Origin of the sequence: Microbacterium thalassium, assembly GCF_014208045.1 — a bacterium.
GTDB classification, from domain to species: domain Bacteria; phylum Actinomycetota; class Actinomycetes; order Actinomycetales; family Microbacteriaceae; genus Microbacterium; species Microbacterium thalassium.
In genome coordinates, this window is the sequence record NZ_JACHML010000001.1 from 1,987,697 (window position 1) to 2,007,659 (window position 19,963).

24 protein-coding genes are annotated in these 19,963 nt (G+C 70.6%); 18 read left to right on the forward strand and 6 right to left on the reverse strand.

What is annotated here, in order from left to right:
• Positions 1 to 19: 19 nt before the first annotated feature.
• A complete protein-coding gene (locus HD594_RS09065) occupies positions 20 to 622 on the forward strand; it encodes a histidine phosphatase family protein (protein ID WP_184750662.1) in 603 nt (200 codons plus the stop codon).
• On the opposite strand, the gene HD594_RS09070 is transcribed toward HD594_RS09065, so the two are convergent.
• Positions 610 to 1,830 (reverse strand): RimK family alpha-L-glutamate ligase, encoded by a 1,221-nt coding sequence (locus HD594_RS09070; protein ID WP_184750663.1) that lies wholly within the window; start codon positions 1,828 to 1,830, stop codon positions 610 to 612. The two genes, HD594_RS09065 and HD594_RS09070, sit on opposite strands and share 13 nt — an antisense overlap.
• Between HD594_RS09070 and HD594_RS09075 the strand changes: the two genes are divergently transcribed.
• Positions 1,829 to 2,347, forward strand: coding sequence for an ATP-dependent zinc protease family protein (locus HD594_RS09075; RefSeq protein ID WP_184750664.1), 519 nt, complete (start codon positions 1,829 to 1,831; stop codon positions 2,345 to 2,347). The two genes, HD594_RS09070 and HD594_RS09075, sit on opposite strands and share 2 nt — an antisense overlap.
• A gap of 6 nt (positions 2,348 to 2,353) precedes the next feature.
• Here HD594_RS09075 and HD594_RS09080 read toward each other — a convergent pair whose 3' ends face one another.
• Positions 2,354 to 2,836: a GNAT family N-acetyltransferase gene (locus HD594_RS09080; protein ID WP_271171208.1), complete on the reverse strand. Its 483-nt coding sequence runs from the start codon at positions 2,834 to 2,836 to the stop codon at positions 2,354 to 2,356.
• A 61-nt stretch (positions 2,837 to 2,897) separates the two neighbouring features.
• On the opposite strand from HD594_RS09080, the gene HD594_RS09085 reads away from it, so the two are divergent.
• From HD594_RS09085 to HD594_RS09095, 3 genes are all read left to right on the forward strand, one after another.
• On the forward strand, positions 2,898 to 3,710 hold the full coding sequence (locus tag HD594_RS09085; protein WP_184750666.1) for a 4-hydroxy-tetrahydrodipicolinate reductase: 813 nt from the start codon (positions 2,898 to 2,900) through the stop codon (positions 3,708 to 3,710).
• A complete protein-coding gene (locus tag HD594_RS09090) occupies positions 3,707 to 4,150 on the forward strand; it encodes a tetratricopeptide repeat protein (protein ID WP_184750667.1) in 444 nt (147 codons plus the stop codon). The genes HD594_RS09085 and HD594_RS09090 overlap by 4 nt, the downstream gene beginning before the upstream one ends.
• Before the next feature lie 99 nt (positions 4,151 to 4,249).
• Positions 4,250 to 5,272: a mechanosensitive ion channel family protein gene (locus tag HD594_RS09095; protein WP_184750668.1), complete on the forward strand. Its 1,023-nt coding sequence runs from the start codon at positions 4,250 to 4,252 to the stop codon at positions 5,270 to 5,272.
• A 173-nt stretch (positions 5,273 to 5,445) separates the two neighbouring features.
• Here the strand turns inward: HD594_RS09095 and HD594_RS09100 are convergent, their stop codons facing one another.
• The 4 genes from HD594_RS09100 to HD594_RS09115 all read right to left on the reverse strand — a co-directional run bounded on the left by HD594_RS09100 (position 5,446) and on the right by HD594_RS09115 (position 7,860).
• A complete protein-coding gene (locus HD594_RS09100; RefSeq protein ID WP_184750669.1) occupies positions 5,446 to 6,360 on the reverse strand; it encodes a TIGR01777 family oxidoreductase in 915 nt (304 codons plus the stop codon).
• Positions 6,353 to 6,778, reverse strand: coding sequence for an OsmC family protein (locus HD594_RS09105; protein WP_184750670.1), 426 nt, complete (start codon positions 6,776 to 6,778; stop codon positions 6,353 to 6,355). The genes HD594_RS09100 and HD594_RS09105 overlap by 8 nt, the downstream gene beginning before the upstream one ends.
• Positions 6,779 to 6,890: 112 nt before the next feature.
• Positions 6,891 to 7,430, reverse strand: coding sequence for a DUF4395 domain-containing protein (locus tag HD594_RS09110; RefSeq protein WP_184750671.1), 540 nt, complete (start codon positions 7,428 to 7,430; stop codon positions 6,891 to 6,893).
• Entirely contained in the window at positions 7,423 to 7,860 is a 438-nt protein-coding gene (locus tag HD594_RS09115; RefSeq protein WP_184750672.1) for a thioredoxin family protein, read from the reverse strand. Before HD594_RS09115 ends, HD594_RS09110 begins: the two co-directional genes overlap by 8 nt.
• 115 nt (positions 7,861 to 7,975) lie before the next feature.
• Here HD594_RS09115 and HD594_RS09120 point away from each other — a divergent pair, with 115 nt between their 5' ends.
• The 13 genes from HD594_RS09120 to HD594_RS09180 all read left to right on the forward strand — a co-directional run bounded on the left by HD594_RS09120 (position 7,976) and on the right by HD594_RS09180 (position 19,915).
• On the forward strand, positions 7,976 to 8,788 hold the full coding sequence (locus tag HD594_RS09120) for a thymidylate synthase (RefSeq protein ID WP_373877193.1): 813 nt from the start codon (positions 7,976 to 7,978) through the stop codon (positions 8,786 to 8,788).
• Positions 8,785 to 9,291 (forward strand): dihydrofolate reductase, encoded by a 507-nt coding sequence (locus HD594_RS09125; protein WP_184750674.1) that lies wholly within the window; start codon positions 8,785 to 8,787, stop codon positions 9,289 to 9,291. The genes HD594_RS09120 and HD594_RS09125 overlap by 4 nt, the downstream gene beginning before the upstream one ends.
• A 10-nt stretch (positions 9,292 to 9,301) precedes the next feature.
• Entirely contained in the window at positions 9,302 to 10,063 is a 762-nt protein-coding gene (locus tag HD594_RS09130; protein ID WP_184750675.1) for an SDR family NAD(P)-dependent oxidoreductase, read from the forward strand.
• A gap of 59 nt (positions 10,064 to 10,122) precedes the next feature.
• Positions 10,123 to 11,100: a 4-hydroxy-tetrahydrodipicolinate synthase gene (dapA, locus tag HD594_RS09135; protein ID WP_184750676.1), complete on the forward strand. Its 978-nt coding sequence runs from the start codon at positions 10,123 to 10,125 to the stop codon at positions 11,098 to 11,100.
• A 67-nt stretch (positions 11,101 to 11,167) separates the two neighbouring features.
• Entirely contained in the window at positions 11,168 to 12,844 is a 1,677-nt protein-coding gene (locus tag HD594_RS09140) for a ribonuclease J (RefSeq protein WP_184750677.1), read from the forward strand.
• 40 nt (positions 12,845 to 12,884) lie between these two features.
• Positions 12,885 to 13,379, forward strand: coding sequence for a GNAT family N-acetyltransferase (locus HD594_RS09145; RefSeq protein WP_184750678.1), 495 nt, complete (start codon positions 12,885 to 12,887; stop codon positions 13,377 to 13,379).
• A gap of 75 nt (positions 13,380 to 13,454) precedes the next feature.
• Positions 13,455 to 16,148, forward strand: coding sequence for an FtsK/SpoIIIE family DNA translocase (locus HD594_RS09150; protein ID WP_184750679.1), 2,694 nt, complete (start codon positions 13,455 to 13,457; stop codon positions 16,146 to 16,148).
• 50 nt (positions 16,149 to 16,198) lie between these two features.
• On the forward strand, positions 16,199 to 16,771 hold the full coding sequence (gene pgsA / locus HD594_RS09155) for a CDP-diacylglycerol--glycerol-3-phosphate 3-phosphatidyltransferase (RefSeq protein ID WP_184750680.1): 573 nt from the start codon (positions 16,199 to 16,201) through the stop codon (positions 16,769 to 16,771).
• Positions 16,768 to 17,244 carry a CinA family protein gene (locus HD594_RS09160; RefSeq protein ID WP_184750681.1) on the forward strand — a complete coding sequence of 159 codons (477 nt, stop codon included), beginning with the start codon at positions 16,768 to 16,770 and terminating at the stop codon, positions 17,242 to 17,244. Before pgsA ends, HD594_RS09160 begins: the two co-directional genes overlap by 4 nt.
• Before the next feature lie 144 nt (positions 17,245 to 17,388).
• A complete protein-coding gene (locus tag HD594_RS09165; RefSeq protein ID WP_184750682.1) occupies positions 17,389 to 17,697 on the forward strand; it encodes a helix-turn-helix domain-containing protein in 309 nt (102 codons plus the stop codon).
• Positions 17,698 to 17,721: 24 nt separating this feature from the next.
• Positions 17,722 to 17,943, forward strand: coding sequence for a DUF3046 domain-containing protein (locus HD594_RS09170; RefSeq protein WP_184750683.1), 222 nt, complete (start codon positions 17,722 to 17,724; stop codon positions 17,941 to 17,943).
• A gap of 245 nt (positions 17,944 to 18,188) precedes the next feature.
• Positions 18,189 to 19,244 carry a recombinase RecA gene (gene recA, locus HD594_RS09175; RefSeq protein ID WP_184750684.1) on the forward strand — a complete coding sequence of 352 codons (1,056 nt, stop codon included), beginning with the start codon at positions 18,189 to 18,191 and terminating at the stop codon, positions 19,242 to 19,244.
• Positions 19,244 to 19,915 (forward strand): regulatory protein RecX, encoded by a 672-nt coding sequence (locus tag HD594_RS09180; protein WP_184750685.1) that lies wholly within the window; start codon positions 19,244 to 19,246, stop codon positions 19,913 to 19,915. Before recA ends, HD594_RS09180 begins: the two co-directional genes overlap by 1 nt.
• The last annotated feature ends 48 nt before the right edge of the window (positions 19,916 to 19,963 follow it).

Consider the following 19,963-nt stretch of genomic DNA (forward strand, 5'->3'; position numbering starts at 1 on the left):
GAAGAAGTGAGCTGAGTTCGTGACGCACTACATCTACCTTGTGCGGCATGGCGAGCATCAGGATGCCCAGCACGGCCTGGTGGATGGCCCCCTGTCCGCCCGCGGCCGGCGTCAGGCACAGCTGCTGGCCGGCCGCCTGTCGTCGGTGGCCTTCGACAGCGTCCGCCACTCGCCCCTGGAGCGGGCGAGCCAGACGGCAGCGGCCGTCGCCGAGCGGATGCCGTCGGTCACGCCGCAGCCGTCCGCGCTGCTGTTCGACTGCGTGCCGACGGGCATGACCCCCGAGACCCCGGCCGTGTTCGAGCCGTTCTTCGGGGGCGTCACCGAGGCCGAGATCGACGCCGGGCGCGCGCAGATGTCGGATGCCGTGAGCGAGTTCCTGGTCCGCCGGGCGGGCGACGTGCACGACCTGGTCATCACGCACAACTTCGTCATCGCGTGGTTCATCCGCGAGGTGCTTCAGGCGCCCGAGTGGCGATGGATGACGCTCAATCAGGCGCACTGCGGGCTGTCGGTGATCGCGCAGAAGCCGGGGCGGCCGTGGACGCTCGTGTCGCACAACGACATGGCCCACCTGCCGCCCGAACTGCGCACGGGCCTGCCGGACGACTACCCCGTCTGAGCGTCGTTCTCGTCGGCTGCCGCCGACGGGATCGGCTTCTTCGGCAGCTTGCGCACCTTGGCGCGGCGCCGACGGCGCTCGGGGATCATCGAGCGCATCTCCTCGAGCTTGCCGAAGCACAGCAGACGGTCCTCGGCCTCGAGGACGGTGCTGCGGCGCGGGTTGGGGATGACCGTCGTGCCGCGGTGCAGTGTGAGCACCGTGATGTCGCGCTCGCCGAGCCCGGAGTCGCCGAGCGTCGTTCCCACCAGGTCGGCGGCGCCGTGGACGACCAGCTCCGCCACGCCGTAGCCGGTCGAGACGCTCAGCCGCTGACGCACGTCGATCTCGGGGAAGGCGACCTGGTTCGCGATGTGGTCGATGATGGCGCCGGCGACGTCGAGGCGCGTCGCCGTCTCGATGCCCTCCAGCCCGGGGGACGAGTTGACCTCCATCACGAGGGGGCCGTCGTTGCCGACGAGCATGTCGACGCCGGCGACCTTGAGCCCCATGATCTGCGCCGAGCGCACCGCCGCCTGCTCGTACTCCGGCGTCAGCTCGACGGGCTCGACCGTACCGCCGCGGTGCACGTTCGATCGGAACTCGTCGCCCGAGGCGCTGCGGCGCATGGCCGCGACGACGCGGTCGCCGACGACCAGGGCGCGGATGTCTCGTCCGCGGCTCTCCTCGACGAAACGCTGGATCAGAACGTTCTGCTTCGTCGACTGCAGGGTCTCGATGATGGCCTCGGCCACCTTCACCTCGGGGGCGAGGATGACCCCGATGCCCTGCGTGCCCTCGAGCAGCTTGATGACGACCGGCGCTCCGCCGACGCGCTCGATGGCGGGGCGGACGTCGGCGCGGTTGCGCACGAAGGCCGTCGCCGGCATCCCGATGCTGTGCCGCGACAGGATCTGCGTCGCCCGCAGCTTGTCACGCGAATTGGTGATGCCGTTGGCCGTGTTCGGCGTGTAGACGTCCATCTGCTCGAACTGGCGGACGACGGCGGTGCCGAAGTAGGTGATCGAGTTGCCGATGCGGGGGAGGATCGCGTCGTAATCGCTCAGCGGCCGGCCGCGGTACTGCAGATCGGGCTCATTCCCCGACAGGTCGATGCCGAATCGCAGGGTGTCGAGCACCTTCACGATGTGGCCGCGCTGCAGCGCTGCGGCCCTGAGTCGTTGGGTCGAGTACGCCTTGGGCGCACGAGAGAGGATGGCCAGCTTCATGGATGGTTCCTGCGATGATGGGGGAGTGAGGCAACCTGTCCATTCAAACACCATCGCGGGGTGGCGGGAGTGGGTTGCTCTGCCGCAGGCCGACATCGACTGGATCAAGGCCAAGCTCGACACCGGAGCCCGCTCGTCGGCGCTCCACGCGTTCGGTGTGCGCGAGTTCGAGCGCGACGGCGAGGCCTGGGTGCGCTTCGGCGTGCACCCGTGGCAGCGCACCGGTGCCGACGAGGTGATCATGGAGCTGCCGGTGCACGATCGGCGCTCGATCCGGAGTTCGAGCGGGCACACGCAGCGCCGCTATGTCGTGCTGATGACGATCCGCCTGCTGGGCCACGACATCACTGCCGAAGTCACCCTGACCAACCGCGACGAGATGGGCTTCCGCATGCTCATCGGCCGCCAGGCGCTGCGCCAGGGCTCCATCGTCGTGGACTCCGGGGCGTCGTTCCTGGGCGGTCGCGCCCCGAAGCCCGTGCGGCGCCGCAACCGCGGCCGCGACGTCGAAGCCTGAGCCGCGTCAGCCCGCGCGGAGCTGCTTGCCGTACCAGCGGGTGGCGTTGGGGTTGTCGTTGTAGGGCTCGATGGCGGTGAAGCCGGAGCGGCTGTAGAGGGCGGCCGCGGCCTCGAGGGAATGGTGCGTGTCGAGCACGAGCTCGGCCGCGCCGAAGGCACGGGCACGGCGTTCGAGATCGTCCATCAGCAGTGCGCCCCAGCCGCGCCCGCGGGTCTCAGGGCGCAGGAAGAGGTGCTTGACCTCGTATCGCGGGCCCAGCGGGCCGTCGGGGATGCTGCGGATGCCGCCGCATCCGACCGGGGCGCCCTCGTCGTCGTCGACGATGACGAAGACGCCGCGGGGCGGAGTGAAGGCGGCGGTGTCGGGGAACGTGGTCGTATATGCGATCGACTGGTGCGCGAACCCGAGCTCGCGCGACTGGAAGTACTCGGTGAGCAGCGCCCGGGCATCGGGGGCGTCGGCGGGGGATTCGCGCAGCTGGACCACGTGTCCAGCGTAGGCGTCACGTCCTCGGGCGCGGATCCATGCCGCGCATAGGATGGAGGCCATGACAACGCGCGTGGCCATCGTGGGCGGCACCGGCAAGCTGGGGAGCGTCATCCGCGACGTGGTGGAGGCGCATCCGGACTACGAGGTCCACGCGGTCCTCGGATCCGACTCGTCGCTGGACGAGCTCGACGGCGCCGGCCTCGTGGTCGACGCCACGACCCCCGCGGTGTCGGGCGACGTCGTGCAGGCGGCCATCGACCGTGGCATCAACGTCCTCGTCGGCACGAGCGGCTGGTCGGCCGAGCGGATCGCGCTCGTGAAGCCGCGCGTCGCCGAGGCCGAGATCGGCGCGGTGTTCATCCCCAACTTCTCGCTCGGCTCGGTGGTGGGCTCGGCGCTGGCTGCGGCGGCATCCGTCCTCTTCCCGTCGGTCGAGATCGTCGAGGCGCACCGCGACACGAAGGTCGACTCGCCCAGCGGCACCGCCGTCCGCACGGCCGAGCTCATCGCGGCGGCCCGCGGCGACATCGGCCCGGTGGCGGCGCCGCACGTCGACCAGCGGGCGCGCGGGCAGCAGGTGGCGAGCGTGCCGATCCACTCGCTCCGCCGACCCGGCGTGATCGCGCGTCAGGAGACGATCCTGTCGGGACCGGGGGAGGCCCTGACGATCGTGCACGACACCGTCGAGCCCGCCGAAGCGTATGCGCCCGGCATCCGCCTCGCCCTCGACGCGGCTCGCGACGCGACGGGCATCGTGATCGGCCTCGACAGCCTCATCGACGTCGGCGTCCACCCGCGCCACACCCACGCCGGCCCGAAGACCAGCCCGCAGGGCGGCGGGGGCCAGGTCGCGCGCGCGACCGGAGCATGAGCGCGCGCATCGGCGTCGCCGTCATGGCGGTGCTCCTCGTGCTGTACATCGCGCTCGTGGGGCAGCGCGCGTGGCTGCTGCTGATCTCGGGAGACACCGTCGGCGTGCTCATGGGCGCCGCGCTCGTCGTGCTGCCGCTCGTGGCGCTGTGGGGTCTCGGGCGCGAACTGTGGTTCGGCGTTCGCGCCGACCAGCTCGGCCGGCGCCTCGAGGCCGAGGGCGGGCTCCCCGCCGAGGTCGTGTCGCTGCGCCCCAGCGGGAGGGTCGTGCGTGAGGACGCCGACGCGCTGTTCGGCTCGTACCGCGACGCCGTCGAACAGCATCCGGACGACTGGGCGTCCTGGTATCGCCTGGGTCTGGTCTACGACGCCGCCGGCGACCGCCGTCGAGCCCGCGAGGCGGTGCGCAAGGCGATCCGCCTGGAGTCCGCCTCGAGCTGATCGGCCGCGCGACGCGACCTGCGGCTGCGGGCGGGTCGCATGCGATCGTGCCCGGCAAGCCGCCTCCCTCCGCGGTTCATCGTGTGATCTGCTGGGCACATGCCTGGAGCCATCACGGGAGCCATCGAGGTCTTCGGCACCACGCTGGGGTGGTCCGACCTGATCACTGCGGCGATCATCGCCGTGATCGCGATCGTGGTGGCCATCGTGTTGCGGCGGGCGATCGTGCGCTACTCGAGGCGCGAAGACACCGCGCACACCTCGACCTGGTACACGCTGTCGCGACTGGTCACCTACATCGTCCTGACGATCGGCTTCTTCCTCGTGATCGGCGAGCTCGGCGTGCCGCTCAGCCGCTTCACGCTTCTCGCGGGGGCGCTCGGCGTGGGCCTCGGCTTCGGCCTGCAGCCGCTCGTGGCGAACTTCGTCGCGGGAATCGTGCTGTTGCTGGACAAGTCGCTCAAGGTGGGTGATTTTGTCGAACTCGAGTCCGGCGCGACCGGACAGGTGCGGGATATCCGGATGCGTGCCACCACGATCGTCACCAACGACAACATCGATGTCATCGTGCCGAACTCGGAGTTCGTCACCGGCCGGGTCGTGAACTGGACGCACCGCGACGTGCGCCGTCGCGTGCGCATCCCCTTCGGCGTCGCCTACGGGACAGACAAGGAGCTGGTGAAGACGGCCGCGCTCGAAGCGGCCGAGGCGGTGCCGTTCACCCTCGACCTGGACGGGCCGCTGCGGCCGCAGGTCTGGCTGAGCGAGTTCGGCGACAGCGCCCTGGGGTTCGAACTGGTCGTCTGGCTCAATCCCGAAGCGACCAGGAAGCCGATCGCGGTCGCCGCCGCCTACAACTGGGCGCTGCACAGCGCCCTGAGCCGGCACGGCATCGAGATCCCGTTCCCGCAGCGCGATGTGCACGTGCGCTCCCTGTTCGGGCTGGCGAAGGAAGACGCGCGCGCCGCACTGAAGCTGGAGGATCACGACGGCGAGCCGGACGCTCCCGTCACCCCGACCGCACGTGTCACGGCCGACAACGACGCGCTCGCCGATGTCAGCGGTGAAGCCGGATACGCCCCGGACCGCGTCGACCGCACCGACGAAAGCGAGAAGCGCTGACGGCGTCCGCCTCGGCAGCGGCGCCGCCTTCGTCCGGCCTGGGGCGAACGCTGCGGGTCAGCGTGCTTCCCGGCGTCCGGCCCGGTCTGCTCATAGTCTCGCGCCGGGTCCTTATGAGAAACCGACGAGGCCGATCGGCGGGCCGGGGCGCTGTCCGATCGATTCTGTGCCGGTCAGCGCGCGGGAACAGCGGCTGCCACGGCCTCCTCGACCGTCGCGTGTGTGAATGCGAAGCCGGATGCCTCGAGCGCGGCGGGAACGATGTGCGCGTCGGCGGTGAGCAGCGACTCGGTGGCATCCTTCCCGAGGACGAGCTTGAGGCCCCACTCGGGGGCCCGAAGCAGGTACGGGCGGTTCATGCGCCGGGCGAGCGCGAACCCGAGGTCGTTCGCCGTCGCCCGCTCCGGCCCGCTGAGGTTCACGGGCCCCTCGACATCCGTGCCGAGGACATGGTGGATCGCCCGCACCTCGTCCTCGAGGGAGATCCACCCCCACGCCTGCGTGCCGCGTCCCACCGGCCCGCTGACACCCAGCGCCGTGAGGAGCAGAAGCGGCTTGAGGACTCCCTCGGGATGGATCAGCGGCGCCGTGCGCAGGTGCACGACGCGGGCGTCGCCCGAGTGCCGCGCCGCGCCCTCCCATTCTCCGCAGATGTCGGCGAGGAACGTCTCGCCCCGCGGCGCCGACTCGTCGAGCGGCACCCCTGGGGCCGACCCGTAGTAGCCCACCGCGGACGCCGACGCGAACGCCGGAGCGTCGGCCCCGAGTTCGCGCAGGGCGCTCGCGATCGCCCGCGTCGGGACGACACGCGACCACAGCAGCGTGTGCCGATAGGAGGGCGTCCAGGGGAACCGCCCGATCGAGGCGCCGTTGAGGCACACGACGGCATCCGCCCCGTCGAGCACCGCCGGATCGAGCCGGTCGTCGTCGGAGAGCCACTCGACCTCGTCGGCCGTCGCCGCGGGGCGCCGCACGAGGTGCGTCACCTCGACGCCGTCGGAGCGAAGGCGCTCGGTGAGGGTCGTGCCGATGAGGCCGGACGCGCCGGCGATGACGACGCGCCGCAGCGCCGGAGGGGCGTCAGGCAAGCGTCGCCTCGAGCGTGATCTCCACGCCGGCGAGCGCCTGCGAGACCGGGCAGCCGGCCTTCGCGGCCTGCGCGATGCTTTCGAAGTCCTCCGGCGAGATGCCGGGCACGACGGCGTTGACGTTGAGGTGGCTGCCGGTGATGCCGGTGCCGGGGACGAAGGTGACCGATGCCGTGGTGTCGATCGACTCCGGGGGAGTGCCGTTCTCGGCGAGCATGTTCGAGAAGGCCATGCAGAAGCAGGACGAGTGCGCCGCCGCGATGAGCTCCTCGGGCGTCGTGACCGACGTCGAGCCCTCGCTGCGCGCCTTCCAGTTCACCGCGAAGGTGCCCATTCCGGAGGACATCAGCGTGACCTCGCCGGATCCCTCGAACAGGTTGCCCTTCCAGGCGGTGGTGGCTTCGCTCGTCACGGACATCGGGACCTCCTGGATCGCGGGCCCGAGTCTCGGGCGCTCGCGGTCAGCCTAACGATGCCGGTCGCTGGATGCGACGGGTTGACACCCGACCATGCGGATGCCGAGAGGCGGATCAGGCGGCGGCCGGACGCTCGCGGCCGACGATGCCCGCGCGCTGCAGCAGCAGGTACAGCTGGCAGCCCAGGCAGAGCCCGAACGCGGCGTTGAGGAACGAGGCGACGAACGCCATCGCGGCGGCGATGGGAAGCGCCCACGGGACGCCCGCGAGCTGGAGCACCAGGCCGATCGCGGTGACGAACAGACCGACACCCTGCGCGAAGCGCGGCGGACGCGGGTCCTCGAACTCCGTCGGCGGGGTCAGTCGCGGCTGAACCGCCACGCGGTAGAGCGCGCCCCAGGGAGCCGTGCGCGGCGAGGCCACACCCCACACGAACAGCAGCGCGAGAGCGAGCAGCAGCAGGAATGCCGGATCCAGCACGCGGTCGGCGAAGGAGGCGGCCGGAAGCGCCCAGCCGCCGGCGGGAACGCGCGCGGTCGACAGACCGGTCAGCCCGAGGAACACATCGACGAGGAGCAGCAGCGACGTGATCCCCGCCGTGAAGCGCGGGCCGCGCGGATCGATGCCGCGATGGCCGCCGGTGGCCTCAGACATGCGCGGGGACTCCCGTCAGGCGGGTGAGCTCGAGCTCGAGCACGTCACGCGAGGGAGCTCCGCCGATGCGGGTCTGGACGGCGCCGTCGCGGTCGAGCACGAGTGTGGTGGGGGTCTGCAGGATGTGGAAGTGCTTGGCGATGTCGGGGCGGTGCGTCACGTCGATGTCGAGGTGGCGAACGCCCTCGCGGTCCGCGGCGACGTCGGCGAGCAGGCGGTGCACGCCGGGGCACTTGGCGCACATCTCGGTGCTGAACTGGAGCAGCGTCGCCGTGGTCCCCAGGGAGTCCGCCCCGAGGCGGGTCGGCTGGACGACCTCGTGCGGGATGTCGCGCTGCGGGCGGCCCTGGCGCGCCTTCATGACGACGCCGACGACGACCGTCGCCGCCAGAAGCGCGGCGAGGCCGATGAGTGCTGTCAACAGATCCACATCCTCCACCGTAGATGCATTCGGCTGAACGGATCCCGGACGGCCTCACTGTGACGACTTGTGACACGCGCCGCGGCCCGCCCCAGGGCGGCCGGGCGCGAGTATCGTGTCAGCCGTGACGACGACGGCGATCCCGACACCCTATGAGGACCTCCTGCGGGACGTCTTCGAGCATGGAACGCACAAGGACGACCGCACCGGAACCGGCACCACGAGCGTGTTCGGCCGACAGATGCGCTTCGACCTCTCGCAGGGGTTCCCGCTCATCACGACCAAGCGCGTGCACTTCAAGTCGATCGCGTACGAGCTGCTGTGGTTCCTGCGCGGCGAGTCGAACGTGCGGTGGCTGCAGGAGCGCGGCGTGACGATCTGGGATGAGTGGGCGGATGCCGACGGCGAGCTCGGACCGGTGTACGGCGTGCAGTGGCGCTCGTGGCCGGCGCCGGGTGGCGGTCACATCGACCAGGTCGCCCAGGTGATCGAGCAGATCCGCTCGAACCCGGACTCGCGCCGCATCATCGTGTCGGCCTGGAACCCCGCTGACATCCCGCAGATGGCGCTGGCGCCGTGCCACGCCTTCTTCCAGTTCTACGTCGCCGACGGAAAGCTGTCGTGCCAGCTCTATCAGCGCAGCGCCGACATGTTCCTCGGCGTGCCCTTCAACATCGCCTCGTACGCGCTGCTGACGCTCATGATCGCCCAGCAGACCGGCCTCGAGCCCGGCGACTTCGTGTGGACCGGCGGCGACTGCCACATCTACGACAACCACCGCGAGCAGGTCGCCGAGCAGCTCTCCCGCGAGCCCTACCCGTACCCCACTCTGACGATCGGGCGGACGCCGCCGTCGATCTTCGACTACGAGTACGAGGACTTCCGCGTAGAGGACTACCAGCACCACCCGGCGATCCGCGGCGCGGTCGCGGTATGAGGCGGCTCGGGCTCATCTGGGCCGAGGCGGCCGACCGCGTCATCGGCGCGGCCGGAGGCATGCCGTGGCACGTGCCCGAGGACCTCGCCCGCTTCAAGGAGATCACCGACGGCCATCCGGTCGTCATGGGCCGGCGCACGTGGGACTCTCTGCCGCCGCGCTTCCGCCCGCTGCCGGGGCGCCGCAACATCGTGGTCACGCGCAACGCGCAGTGGGCGGCGGACGGTGCCGAGCGCGCGGGATCGATGTCCGATGCTCTCGCCGCCGCGGCGGCCTCGGATGCCGAGTGGGTCTGGCTCATCGGCGGCGGCGAGCTGTTCCGCGAGGCCATCGACGGTGCCGATCGGCTCGAGGTCACCGAGCTGGATCTCGCCGTCGCGGGCGATACGACCGCGCCCGAGCGCGACTCGTGGCAGACCGTCCGCACGGACCCGCCTGCCGGATGGCACACCTCGCGCACCGGCATCCGCTACCGGTACGTGACCCAGGAACGCCCCGAGTAGGCCGGCGCGCATGGCCACGGCACTCATCACGGGCGCGAGCTCGGGCATCGGCGCGGAGTACGCGCGGCAGCTGGCGGCGCGGGGAGCGGACCTGGTGCTCGTCGCGCGGGATCGCGCCGCCCTGGACGAGCTCGCGGCGCGGCTCGCCGACGAGCACCGCGTCGCGACCGAGGTGCTCGTCGCCGATCTGCTCGACGCCGACGATCTCGCCACGGTCGAGGCGCGACTCGCCGACACACGCCGGCCCGTGGAGATGCTCGTGAACAACGCCGGGTTCGCGCTGGGGTTCGCGTTCGAGCGCAACGACATCGACGACGAGGTGCGCCACCTGAGGCTCCACGTCGAAGCGCCCATGCGCCTCATGCACGCCGTCATCGGGCCGATGCTCGAGCGGGGGCACGGCCGCATCCTGAACGTCGCGTCGGTCTCGGGCTGGATGCCGCGCTCGACCTATGGTGCCGCGAAGGGGTGGCTGATCAGCTTCAGCCGCTGGGCCAACGGCGCCTACGCCGCGCGCGGTGTCGTCGTCACGGCCGTCGCCCCGGGGTTCACGCACACGAACTTCCATGAGCGCGCGGGCCTGCCGAAAGGCGAGGAGGGCATCGCCGACTGGATGTGGCTGGATGCCTCGACCGTCGTCGCGACGTCGCTGCGCGACTCCGCCCGCGGCAAGGCGGTGTCGATCCCGTCGCTGAAGTACAAGGTGCTCGTGGCCGCCGCGCGTCTCGCGCCGCCGCGGCTGGTGGCGCGCGCGGCGACCCGCGGGCGCTGACCCGGATCATCGCGCGGCATCCGTCGTGTCGGCATCCGCCCTACCGATAGCCTGAGAGCATGACGCACACGGGCAATCCCTTCGGACAGGTGCTCGTCGCGCTGGTCACTCCGATGGCGGCCGACGGCGAGGTCGACTGGCCCGCCGTCGAGAAGCACATCGACGACGTCATCACCGCGGGAGCGGACGGCATCGTCGTCACGGGCACGACCGGCGAGACCTCGACGCTGACGGATGCCGAGAAGCTCAAGCTCGTCGAGGTCGGCAAGGACGTCTCGGCCGGCCGGGCCAAGATCATCACCGGCGGCGGCTCGAACGAGACCGCCCACGCCATCGAGCTCTACCAGGCCAGCGAGAAGGCCGGCGCCGACGGCATCATGATCGTCACGCCGTACTACAACAAGCCGACGCAGGCGGGCATCCTGACCCACTTCCGGCTCGTGGCCGACGCCACCGACCTGCCGGTGATCCTCTACGACATCCCCGGCCGCACCGGCGTGCCCATCAAGTACGAGACGATCCTGCGCCTCGCGAAGCACCCGAACATCCTCGCGATCAAGGACGCCAAGGGCGACTTCAGCGAGGTCAGCCGCGTGCTGAACCAGACCGACCTCATGTACTTCTCGGGCGACGACGCCAACGTCCTGCCGCACCTGTCGATCGGTGCGACAGGGCTCATCGGTGTGACCGCCAACATCGCCGCGCAGCCCTACCGAGAGATCGTCAACGCGGTCAACGCGGGCGACCTGCGCTCCGCCACCGCGGCGCACATGAAGCTCGAGCCGCTCGTGCGCGCGGTGATGACCCACGTCCCGGGAACGGTCGCGGCGAAGTACATCCTGCACGGGCTCGGCCGCATCTCGAGCCCGCGCGTGCGTCTGCCGCTCGTCGGTCCGGAGGAGTGGGAGGCCGCCGTGATCGAGGATGAGCTCGCCCTCGTGACGGACGTCCCCGGCGTCGACTTCTCCAACTTCCGCCCCGACCGCAACGCGGCCGCCGGCGGTGCGCTGCCGAAGGTGTCGGGCACCACCAGATGACCTGCCCGGGAGCCTGTCGCTCCCGGATGATGAAGCACGGATGCCGCGGCATCCCGAGGAGGCTGACATGCCCATGAATCCGTACGATCCGCCCGCCCTCGAATCCGGAACCCTGCGCGTCACGCCGCTGGGCGGACTCGGCGAGGTCGGTCGGAACATGACCGTCTTCGAATTCGACGGCAAGCTCCTGATCGTCGACTGCGGCGTGCTGTTCCCCGAGGAGCACCAGCCGGGGGTGGACCTGATCCTCCCGGACTTCGAGCCCATCAAGGACCGGCTCGACGACATCGTCGGGGTCGTCCTCACGCACGGTCACGAGGACCACATCGGCGCCGTGCCGTACCTGCTGCGCATGAAGCGGGACATCCCGCTGCTCGGCTCCGGCCTGACGCTGGCGCTGACCGAGGCGAAGCTCAAGGAGCACCGCATCAAGCCGTACACGCTGACCGTCGCCGAGGGGCAGCACGAGCAGCTGGGCGACTTCGGCCTCGAGTTCGTCGCGGTCAACCACTCGATCCCCGACGCGCTGGCCGTCATGATCCGCACGCCCGCCGGCACGGTGCTGGCCACCGGCGACTTCAAGATGGACCAGCTGCCGCTCGACGGCCGCCTCACCGATCTGCGCTCGTTCGCGCGCCTCGGCGAGGAGGGCGTCGACCTCTTCCTGGTCGACTCGACGAACGCCGACGTCCCGGGGTTCACGCCGACGGAGCGCTCGATCGGGCCGGTGCTGGACCAGGTGATCGCGAAGGCCCCGCGCCGCGTCATCGTCGCGAGCTTCTCGAGCCACGTGCACCGCGTGCAGCAGGTCATCGACGCCGCCGCCGCCCACGGGCGCCGCGTGGCGTTCCTCGGTCGCAGCATGGTCCGCAACATGACGATCGCCGAGGACCTCGGCTACCTCACGGTTCCCGAGGGCCTCCTCATCGACTACAAGAAGGCGCGCGACCTCCCCGAGGACCGCATCGTCTACATGTCGACCGGATCGCAGGGCGAGCCCATGGCCGTGCTCAGCCGCATGGCCAACCTCGACCACGAGATCGAGCCGGGCGAGGGCGACACCGTGATCCTCGCGTCGAGCCTCATCCCGGGCAACGAGAACGCGGTGTACCGCGTGATCGACGGGCTGACCAAGCTCGGCGCGAACGTCGTGCACAAGGCGAACGCGCGCGTGCACGTCTCGGGTCACGCCGCGGCGGGGGAGCTGCTGTACTGCTACAACATCCTCGGCCCCAAGAACGTGCTGCCGATCCACGGCGAGTTCCGCCACCTCATGGCCAACGCCAAGCTCGCCCAGGACACCGGCATCCCCGCCGAGCGGACCATCCTCGGCGAGAACGGCACCGTCGTCGATCTCAAGGACGGGATCGCCCAGGTGGTGGGTCAGCTCGACCTCGGCTTCGTCTACGTCGACGGCTCGACCGTGGGCGAGATCACCGACGCCGACCTCAAGGACCGCCGCATCCTCGGCGAGGAGGGCTTCGTGTCGGTCATCGTCGTGGTGGATGCGGCCACCGGCCGCATCATCAACGGGCCCGACATCCACGCGCGCGGCGTCGCCGAGGACGATGCGGTGTTCGAGGACGTCAAGCCGAAGATCGCGGCGGCGCTGACCGACGCCGCCCACTCGGGCGTGCGCGATCCGTACGCGCTGTCTCAGGTGGTGCGCCGGACGATCGGCCGCTGGGTCAACCAGAAGCTGCGACGCCGGCCGATGATCGTGCCGCTCGTCATCGAGGCGTAGGCGGCGCAGGCGAAGGGCGCATTGTCAGTACAATCGCGTCATGCCCGCGTCGTTCGTCGTCCGTCCCGCCACGCAGGCCGACGGCGCGTTCCTCGGTGAGATGGTCGTCGAGGCGGCCAACTGGAAGCCGGGGAGCGACCGGCTCAAGCACGAGGTGCTGACCGACCCCGACCACCGCCGCTACGTGTCCGGATGGATGCGTCCCGGGGACGCGGGCTTCGTCGCGCTCGCCGGCACCGGCGAGGCGATCGGCGCCGCCTGGTACCGCATGTTCCCGCGCACCGATCCGGGCTTCGGGTACGTGGCGACCGGCGTGCCCGAGATGATCATCGGCGTACGCCCCATCTGGCGCGCCCACGGCGTCGGACGCGCCCTCGTGCAGGCCCTGTGCGAGCACGCGAAGGCGAGCGGATTCGGCCGCCTGAGCCTGAGCGTGGAGCGGGGCAACTTCGCCACCACGCTGTACCGCAGCGAGGGATTCGCCGTCACCACCGCGGGGCACGGGCGGAACACCATGGTCAAGCGGCTCGGCTGAGCGACACGCCGCGAGAGTCCGCGAACCCCGCGTGGGGACCGCCGAATGTCGCCGGATCCGCCTACCGTGGAGGACATGCCACGCAGCTCCAGCGCGCCCGCGAAGGGGAAGACGCCCGCCAAGGGAGCACCGTCGCGCGCCCGCAAGCCCGAGCCCGCACCGAAGTCGTACGTCGGCGAGCCCGATCGGCCGCCGGTGATCGTGCGTGCGTGGCTCGGCCTCGCGCACGCGACCGGGGCGCTGTTCCGCGCCTTCGGGCCCGAGAATCTCGAGAAGGATCAGCGCCGCGACGGCTTCCCGTTCCTGCTCGTGCTGCTCGCGGTCGCCGGCGCCGTCGTCGAGTGGTTCTTCATCGGCACCGAGACCGCGGCCCTCATCAGCGCGTACAGCGTGGGCGGCCTGCTCGGGCGCGAGGCGTTCGTCCTCCCGGTGCTGCTGACCGTCCTGGCCGGGTGGATGTTCCGGCATCCGTCCTCGGTCCACGACAACGGACGCATCGGGATCGGGTTCGGCATGTTCATGCTGATGATCGCCGGGTTCTGCCATGTCGCCGGCGGCCGCCCCCAGCCCGCCGAGGGCCTGCCGGCGCTGAGCGAGGCCGGCGGGCTGTTCGGGTGGATGATCGGCGAGCCCCTCGCCCTGCTCCTGACCGACATCGGCGCCTACATCGTCCTCGGCCTGTTCACGGCGCTGAGCGTCCTGATCCTCACCAAGACGCCGCCGAACCGCATCGGCCGCCGCCTCGGCGAACTGTACGACTGGATGTTCGGCACCGAGCCGCGCCCCGAGAAGGCCGAGGCCGAGCCCGCGCCCGCGTCCGACGACGACGCGCTGCCCTGGTGGCGCCGCAACAAGTCGCGCCGCGAGACCGACTCCGGCGACGGTCTCGGATCCTCCGACCTGACCGAGCTGCTTCCGCCGGGAACGTCTCAGGGCGGCTTCGAGAAGGCCGTCGTGCCGCCTGCGGCCCCCGTGCCCGCTGCGGCGCCGCCGGAGACCGACGCGGTCACCGAGGTGCTCGATCCCGCGATGCTCGCCGCCGGGGCGAAGGGCGCCGGCAAGAGCGGCACCGGTCTGCGCGACGACTCCGCGCAGGACGCGGCCGACGACGGCATGCTCCCCGGCCTGTCTGGGCTGGGCTCCGCGGGGCCGCACGACCACCCCGCGGCGCCCTACCGGCTGCCGTCGGTGACGTCGCTGGCCTCCGGTCCGCCGCACCTCGCGCGTTCGCAGGCCAATGACGACACGGTCCGTGCGATCACCGGCGTGCTCGAGCAGTTCTCGGTGGACGCGCGCGTCACCGGGTTCTCGCGCGGGCCGACCGTCACGCAGTACGAGATCGCCCTCGGGCCCGGCGTCAAGGTCGAGCGGATCACCGCGCTGACGAACAACATCGCCTACGCGGTCGCCTCGAACGAGGTGCGCATCCTCGCGCCGATCCCCGGCAAGAGCGCCATCGGCGTCGAGATCCCCAACTCCGACCGCGAGATCGTGACGCTCGGCGACGTGCTGCGATCCGATACGGCCCAGCACTCGACGCACCCTATGACGATCGGCGTCGGCAAGGACGTCGGGGGCGGCTTCGTGGTCGCCAACCTCGCCAAGATGCCGCACCTGCTCGTCGCCGGCTCCACCGGCTCGGGCAAGTCGAGCTTCGTGAACTCGATGATCACGAGCCTGCTGATGCGGGCCAAGCCCGCCGACGTGCGCATGGTGCTGATCGACCCCAAGCGGGTCGAGCTGACCAGCTACGCCGGTGTCCCGCACCTGATCACGCCCATCATCACGAACCCCAAGAAGGCCGCCGAGGCGCTGCAGTGGGTCGTGAAGGAGATGGACATGCGGTACGACGACCTCGCGTCGTTCGGCTTCCGTCACATCGACGACTTCAACAAGGCCGTCGTCGCCGGCGACGTCAAGCTGCCCGAGGGTAGCGAGCGCGTGCTCAAGCCGTACCCGTACCTGCTGGTCGTCGTCGACGAGCTCGCCGACCTCATGATGGTCGCCCCGCGCGACGTCGAGGACTCGATCGTGCGCATCACACAGCTCGCGCGCGCGTCGGGCATCCACCTCGTCCTGGCCACCCAGCGGCCCAGCGTCGACGTCGTCACGGGGCTCATCAAGGCGAACGTGCCGTCGCGCCTCGCCTTCGCCGTGACGAGCGTGACCGATTCGCGCGTCATCCTGGACCAGCCCGGCGCCGACCGGCTCATCGGGCAGGGCGACGGACTATTCCTGCCGATGGGCGCGTCCAAGCCGCTGCGCGTGCAGGGCGCGTGGGTGAGCGAGCCCGAGATCGAGAAGGTCGTCGCGCACGTGACCGCGCAGGCGCGTCCCGAGTACCGCGCCGACGTGGCCGCAGCCGCCGAGAAGAAGGAGATCGACGCAGACATCGGCGACGACCTCGAGCTGCTCCTCGCGGCGGCCGAGCTCGTGGTGTCGACGCAGTTCGGGTCGACCTCGATGCTGCAGCGCAAGCTCCGCGTCGGGTTCGCCAAAGCCGGCCGGCTCATGGACCTGCTCGAGTCGCGCGAGATCGTCGGACCGTCCGAGGGCTCGAAGGCTCGCGACGTGCTCGTCAGCCCCGAGCAGCTGCCGGGCGTGCTGGCGCGTCTGCGCGGCGACGACGTCCCCGACGCCGCGCCCGCGGCCTCGTCCGATCCGGCCGACCCGTACGCGGCGGACCCCGTCGAGCAGCAGTTCGAGGGCCGCGAAGTGGTCGACGCCGACGGCGACGAAGACGCGTGGGGGCTCACCGGGCGCGACTGAGCCCGCGCGGGCTGTCGTCGCCTCCCCGGTCGCCCGGATAGGCTCGGACCATGGCGATCCCGAGGCAGCTGCCCAACGCGATCACGATCGTCCGGATCCTGTTCGCGCCGGTCTTCCTGTGGATGCTGCTGGCGGACGCCGGCGCCGACGGGGCGCTGCGGTGGTGGGCGGCGGTCCTGTTCATCGTGGCGATCGCGACCGACTGGGTCGACGGCTACCTCGCCCGCAAGTACGAGATCGTCACGGATCTCGGAAAGCTCCTCGACCCGATCGCCGACAAGGCGCTCACCGGCATCGCCTTCGTCGGACTCTCGATCCTCGGCGAGCTGCCCTGGTGGGTCACGATCATCGTGCTGGTGCGCGAGATCGGCATCACGATCTATCGACTCGTGGTCGTGAGCGATCACGTGCTGGCGGCCGCCTGGATGGGCAAGCTCAAGACGTTCGCGCAGGCCATCGCTCTCTCGCTCGCCCTGCTGCCGCTGTGGACGCTGGTCGGCGAGTGGATCTGGTGGGTCAACGGCGTGGCGATGGCGATCGCGGTCGTCCTCACCATCGCGAGCGGGATCGACTACATCGTCGCCGAGGTCCGCGCGGCCCGCAGCAAGAAGGGCGCGGCGTGACGGATGCCGCGGCGACGCTCCTGGCGCGGCTGGCGGCCCGGGGGTGGTCGATCGGCGTCGCCGAGTCCTTGACGGGAGGCCTCGTCGCAGCGCGCATCACGAGCGTCCCCGGCGCCAGCGAGCACATGCGCGGGGGAGTGGTCGCCTACGCAACCGACCTCAAGCGCGACGTCCTGGACGTTCCCGCCGCGCTGCTGGCCGAGCGCGGCGCCGTCGATCCCGACGTCGCGCAGGCCATGGCAGACGGCATCCGCCGCGTCGCGGGTGCGGACGTGGGCGTGTCGACCACGGGTGTCGCCGGCCCCGATCCTCAGGACGGCAAGCCCGTGGGCACCGTGTACATCGCCGTCTCCACGCCCGTCGGCGGTGCCGTCGAAGCCCTCGCGCTGTCGGGCACACGTGCGCACATCCGCGACGCGACGGTGGACGCCGCGCTGTCGCTGTGCGCTGCGGCGATCTCGGTCGACGCGTGACCCACAGGGAACACATCGTGTTTCCGTGTGGTTAAGTTCCGCGATTCCCACCCATTGTCCAGCGCACGGGATTAGATTGACATCAGGTGGTGTTGTACCGTTATCCACCCAGAGGACAGGGAATCGGCAGTGAGGAGGGGACCCATGATCCTGGTACGGCAAGAGATCGGCGAGGTGCTTCGTGACTTCCGCCAGCAGAAGGGTCGCACCCTCCGTCAGGTTGCGAGCAAGGCGAGCGTCGCCCTCGGTTACCTGAGCGAGGTCGAGCGTGGCCAGAAGGAAGCCTCGAGCGAGATCCTCGCGTCGGTGGCCGATGCCCTGGACGTCCCCATCTCGACCATCATGCGCGAGGTCGGCGACCGCCTCTCGGTGCTCGAGGGTCTGCAGACCTTCCCCGACGTGGTTCCCGACGACCTGGTGGCCTCGGTCGACGCCGAGCTGTCGCTGCGCTGACCGGCTGCGAGCGTCTGGCGGTCCATGCGACGCAGTGAGTTCGAGCGCGCCGTCGCCGACGAGTTCGGTGCGAGCGCATCCTCTCTGGTCGTCGATCTGGCGCTTCCGGGCATCGGCAGCCTGACCGCGGCCGAGGGTCTTGCGGCGGGCATTCCGCCGCGCGAGGTCTGGCTGGCGCTGTGCGCCGAGACCGATGTCCCCCCGGCCCGCCGCTACGGCGTGGGCCGTCTCGAACCGCGTCGCTGAACCGCGTCTTCGACGCGGCGTGTCGTCGAAGATCCGTTCGATCTTCGCCTAGGCTCCTGCACAGCGGATGTCCCCGGACTCTCCGTCCACAGTTCGACGGTTCCGCCGACCGATGTCGGAGGCCCTTCGTACTGTGAGCGGTGTCGGAAGACATCCCACGCCTTGTCGCAGCATCCGCTCCATTCCGGGGCAGAGCGCGACAGCCTACAGGCGACGGAATCGATGAAGTGCAGGAGGAGCACGCCATGCCATCACCCGCTGACCGCGACAAAGCCCTCGATTCGGCTCTCGCTCAGATCGATCGTCAGTTCGGCAAGGGAACGGTCATGCGACTGGGCAGCGACGAGCGCGCCCCGGTCGAGATCATCCCCACCGGCTCGATCGCCCTCGACGTCGCGCTCGGCGTCGGCGGACTCCCGCGAGGCCGCATCATCGAGATCTACGGACCCGAGTCCTCGGGTAAGACGACGCTGACGCTGCACGCGATCGCCAACGTGCAGAAGGCCGGCGGCATCGCCGCCTTCATCGACGCCGAGCACGCGCTCGACCCCGACTACGCGCAGAAGCTCGGCGTCGACATCGACGCGCTGCTCGTGTCGCAGCCCGACACCGGTGAGCAGGCGCTCGAGATCGCCGACATGCTGATCCGGTCCGGCGCGATCGACCTGGTCGTGATCGACTCGGTCGCCGCGCTCGTGCCGAAGGCCGAGATCGACGGCGAGATGGGCGACTCGCACGTGGGTCTGCAGGCGCGACTGATGTCGCAGGCGCTGCGCAAGCTGACCGGTGGCCTGAACCAGACCAAGACGACCGCGATCTTCATCAACCAGCTGCGTGAGAAGATCGGCGTCTTCTTCGGTTCGCCCGAGACGACCGCGGGTGGAAAGGCGCTGAAGTTCTACGCGTCGGTCCGCCTCGACATCCGTCGCATCGAGACGCTGAAGGACGGTTCGGACGCCGTCGGAAACCGTACGCGCGTCAAGGTCGTCAAGAACAAGATGGCGCCGCCGTTCAAGCAGGCGGAGTTCGACATCCTCTACGGCGTGGGCATCTCGCGCGAAGGCAGCCTCATCGACTTCGGCGTCGAGCACGCGATCGTGAAGAAGTCGGGTGCCTGGTACACCTACGACGGAGAGCAGCTGGGCCAGGGCAAGGAGAACGCCCGCAACTTCCTGCTGAAGAACCCCGATGTGGCTGCGGAAATCGAATCGAAGATCCTCGCAAAGCTCGGCGTCGGGCAGCCGAAGCAGTCCGACGCTGCTCCCGCGAAGGACGAGCTGGCGGCACGTCGCCCGGCCTGATGGTCCACTTCGTCGAAGACGGGGGCGAGTCCGACCGGCTCGCCCCCGTCATCCCCCTCTTCCCGGGCAGTGGCGAGCGCGCGCCTGCCCGGCCCGGCGGCCGGCGGGTCATGTTCGAGGAGATGCCCGAGCCGGAGCGCCCAGGTTCGAGCGACACGTCGCCCGAACCTGCCGACCCGGCCACGATCGCAGCCGGGGCCGAGAAGGCGCTCGTGCGCAAGCTCGCCGCGCGTGAGCTGTCGGTCGTCGAAGCGCGGACGTTCCTCGTCGAGCGAGAGGTCGCGGAGGACGAGGTCGAGCGGATCCTGGGCGACTTCGTCGACCGCCGCTATCTGGATGACGCCCGGCTGGCCGAGCAGATCGTCCGCATCGGCACCGAGCGCAAGGGACAGGGCCGGCAGGTCATCGCGATGACACTCTCGTCGCGCGGCGTCCCGCGCGACGTCGCCGATGCCGCCCTCGATGCCATGCCCGACGACGAGGCCGAACGCGCGCTCGCGTTCGCCCGCGATCGCGCGCGGCGCCTCGATGGCGTCGACGAGACGGCGGCGCTCCGGCGGCTGCTCGGCCAGCTCGCGCGACGCGGGTACGGCGGGTCGGCTGCGACCGAGGCCGCGCGCCAGGCACTCGCCGAGCGTCGCGGGTCGTCATCGGGCGTGCGCTTCGACTGAGGCCGCCGAGCGACCGACGCGCTGCGCCTCGCGTGCCGTGCGGCCGGC

Excerpts from the sequence above, each read along its gene's own strand:
- HD594_RS09075 (WP_184750664.1), top strand. The coding sequence starts at position 1,829 with ATGGATGGTTCCTGCGATGATGGGGGAGTGAGGCAACCTGTCCATTCA.
- HD594_RS09070 (WP_184750663.1), bottom strand. The coding sequence starts at position 1,830 with ATGAAGCTGGCCATCCTCTCTCGTGCGCCCAAGGCGTACTCGACCCAA.
- HD594_RS09085 (WP_184750666.1), top strand. The coding sequence starts at position 2,898 with ATGACAACGCGCGTGGCCATCGTGGGCGGCACCGGCAAGCTGGGGAGC.
- HD594_RS09090 (WP_184750667.1), top strand. The coding sequence starts at position 3,707 with ATGAGCGCGCGCATCGGCGTCGCCGTCATGGCGGTGCTCCTCGTGCTG.
- HD594_RS09095 (WP_184750668.1), top strand. The coding sequence starts at position 4,250 with ATGCCTGGAGCCATCACGGGAGCCATCGAGGTCTTCGGCACCACGCTG.
- HD594_RS09105 (WP_184750670.1), bottom strand. The coding sequence starts at position 6,778 with ATGTCCGTGACGAGCGAAGCCACCACCGCCTGGAAGGGCAACCTGTTC.
- HD594_RS09110 (WP_184750671.1), bottom strand. The coding sequence starts at position 7,430 with ATGTCTGAGGCCACCGGCGGCCATCGCGGCATCGATCCGCGCGGCCCG.
- HD594_RS09125 (WP_184750674.1), top strand. The coding sequence starts at position 8,785 with ATGAGGCGGCTCGGGCTCATCTGGGCCGAGGCGGCCGACCGCGTCATC.
- HD594_RS09130 (WP_184750675.1), top strand. The coding sequence starts at position 9,302 with ATGGCCACGGCACTCATCACGGGCGCGAGCTCGGGCATCGGCGCGGAG.
- dapA (WP_184750676.1), top strand. The coding sequence starts at position 10,123 with ATGACGCACACGGGCAATCCCTTCGGACAGGTGCTCGTCGCGCTGGTC.
- HD594_RS09140 (WP_184750677.1), top strand. The coding sequence starts at position 11,168 with ATGCCCATGAATCCGTACGATCCGCCCGCCCTCGAATCCGGAACCCTG.
- HD594_RS09145 (WP_184750678.1), top strand. The coding sequence starts at position 12,885 with ATGCCCGCGTCGTTCGTCGTCCGTCCCGCCACGCAGGCCGACGGCGCG.
- HD594_RS09150 (WP_184750679.1), top strand. The coding sequence starts at position 13,455 with ATGCCACGCAGCTCCAGCGCGCCCGCGAAGGGGAAGACGCCCGCCAAG.
- pgsA (WP_184750680.1), top strand. The coding sequence starts at position 16,199 with ATGGCGATCCCGAGGCAGCTGCCCAACGCGATCACGATCGTCCGGATC.
- HD594_RS09165 (WP_184750682.1), top strand. The coding sequence starts at position 17,389 with ATGATCCTGGTACGGCAAGAGATCGGCGAGGTGCTTCGTGACTTCCGC.
- HD594_RS09170 (WP_184750683.1), top strand. The coding sequence starts at position 17,722 with ATGCGACGCAGTGAGTTCGAGCGCGCCGTCGCCGACGAGTTCGGTGCG.
- recA (WP_184750684.1), top strand. The coding sequence starts at position 18,189 with ATGCCATCACCCGCTGACCGCGACAAAGCCCTCGATTCGGCTCTCGCT.
- HD594_RS09180 (WP_184750685.1), top strand. The coding sequence starts at position 19,244 with ATGGTCCACTTCGTCGAAGACGGGGGCGAGTCCGACCGGCTCGCCCCC.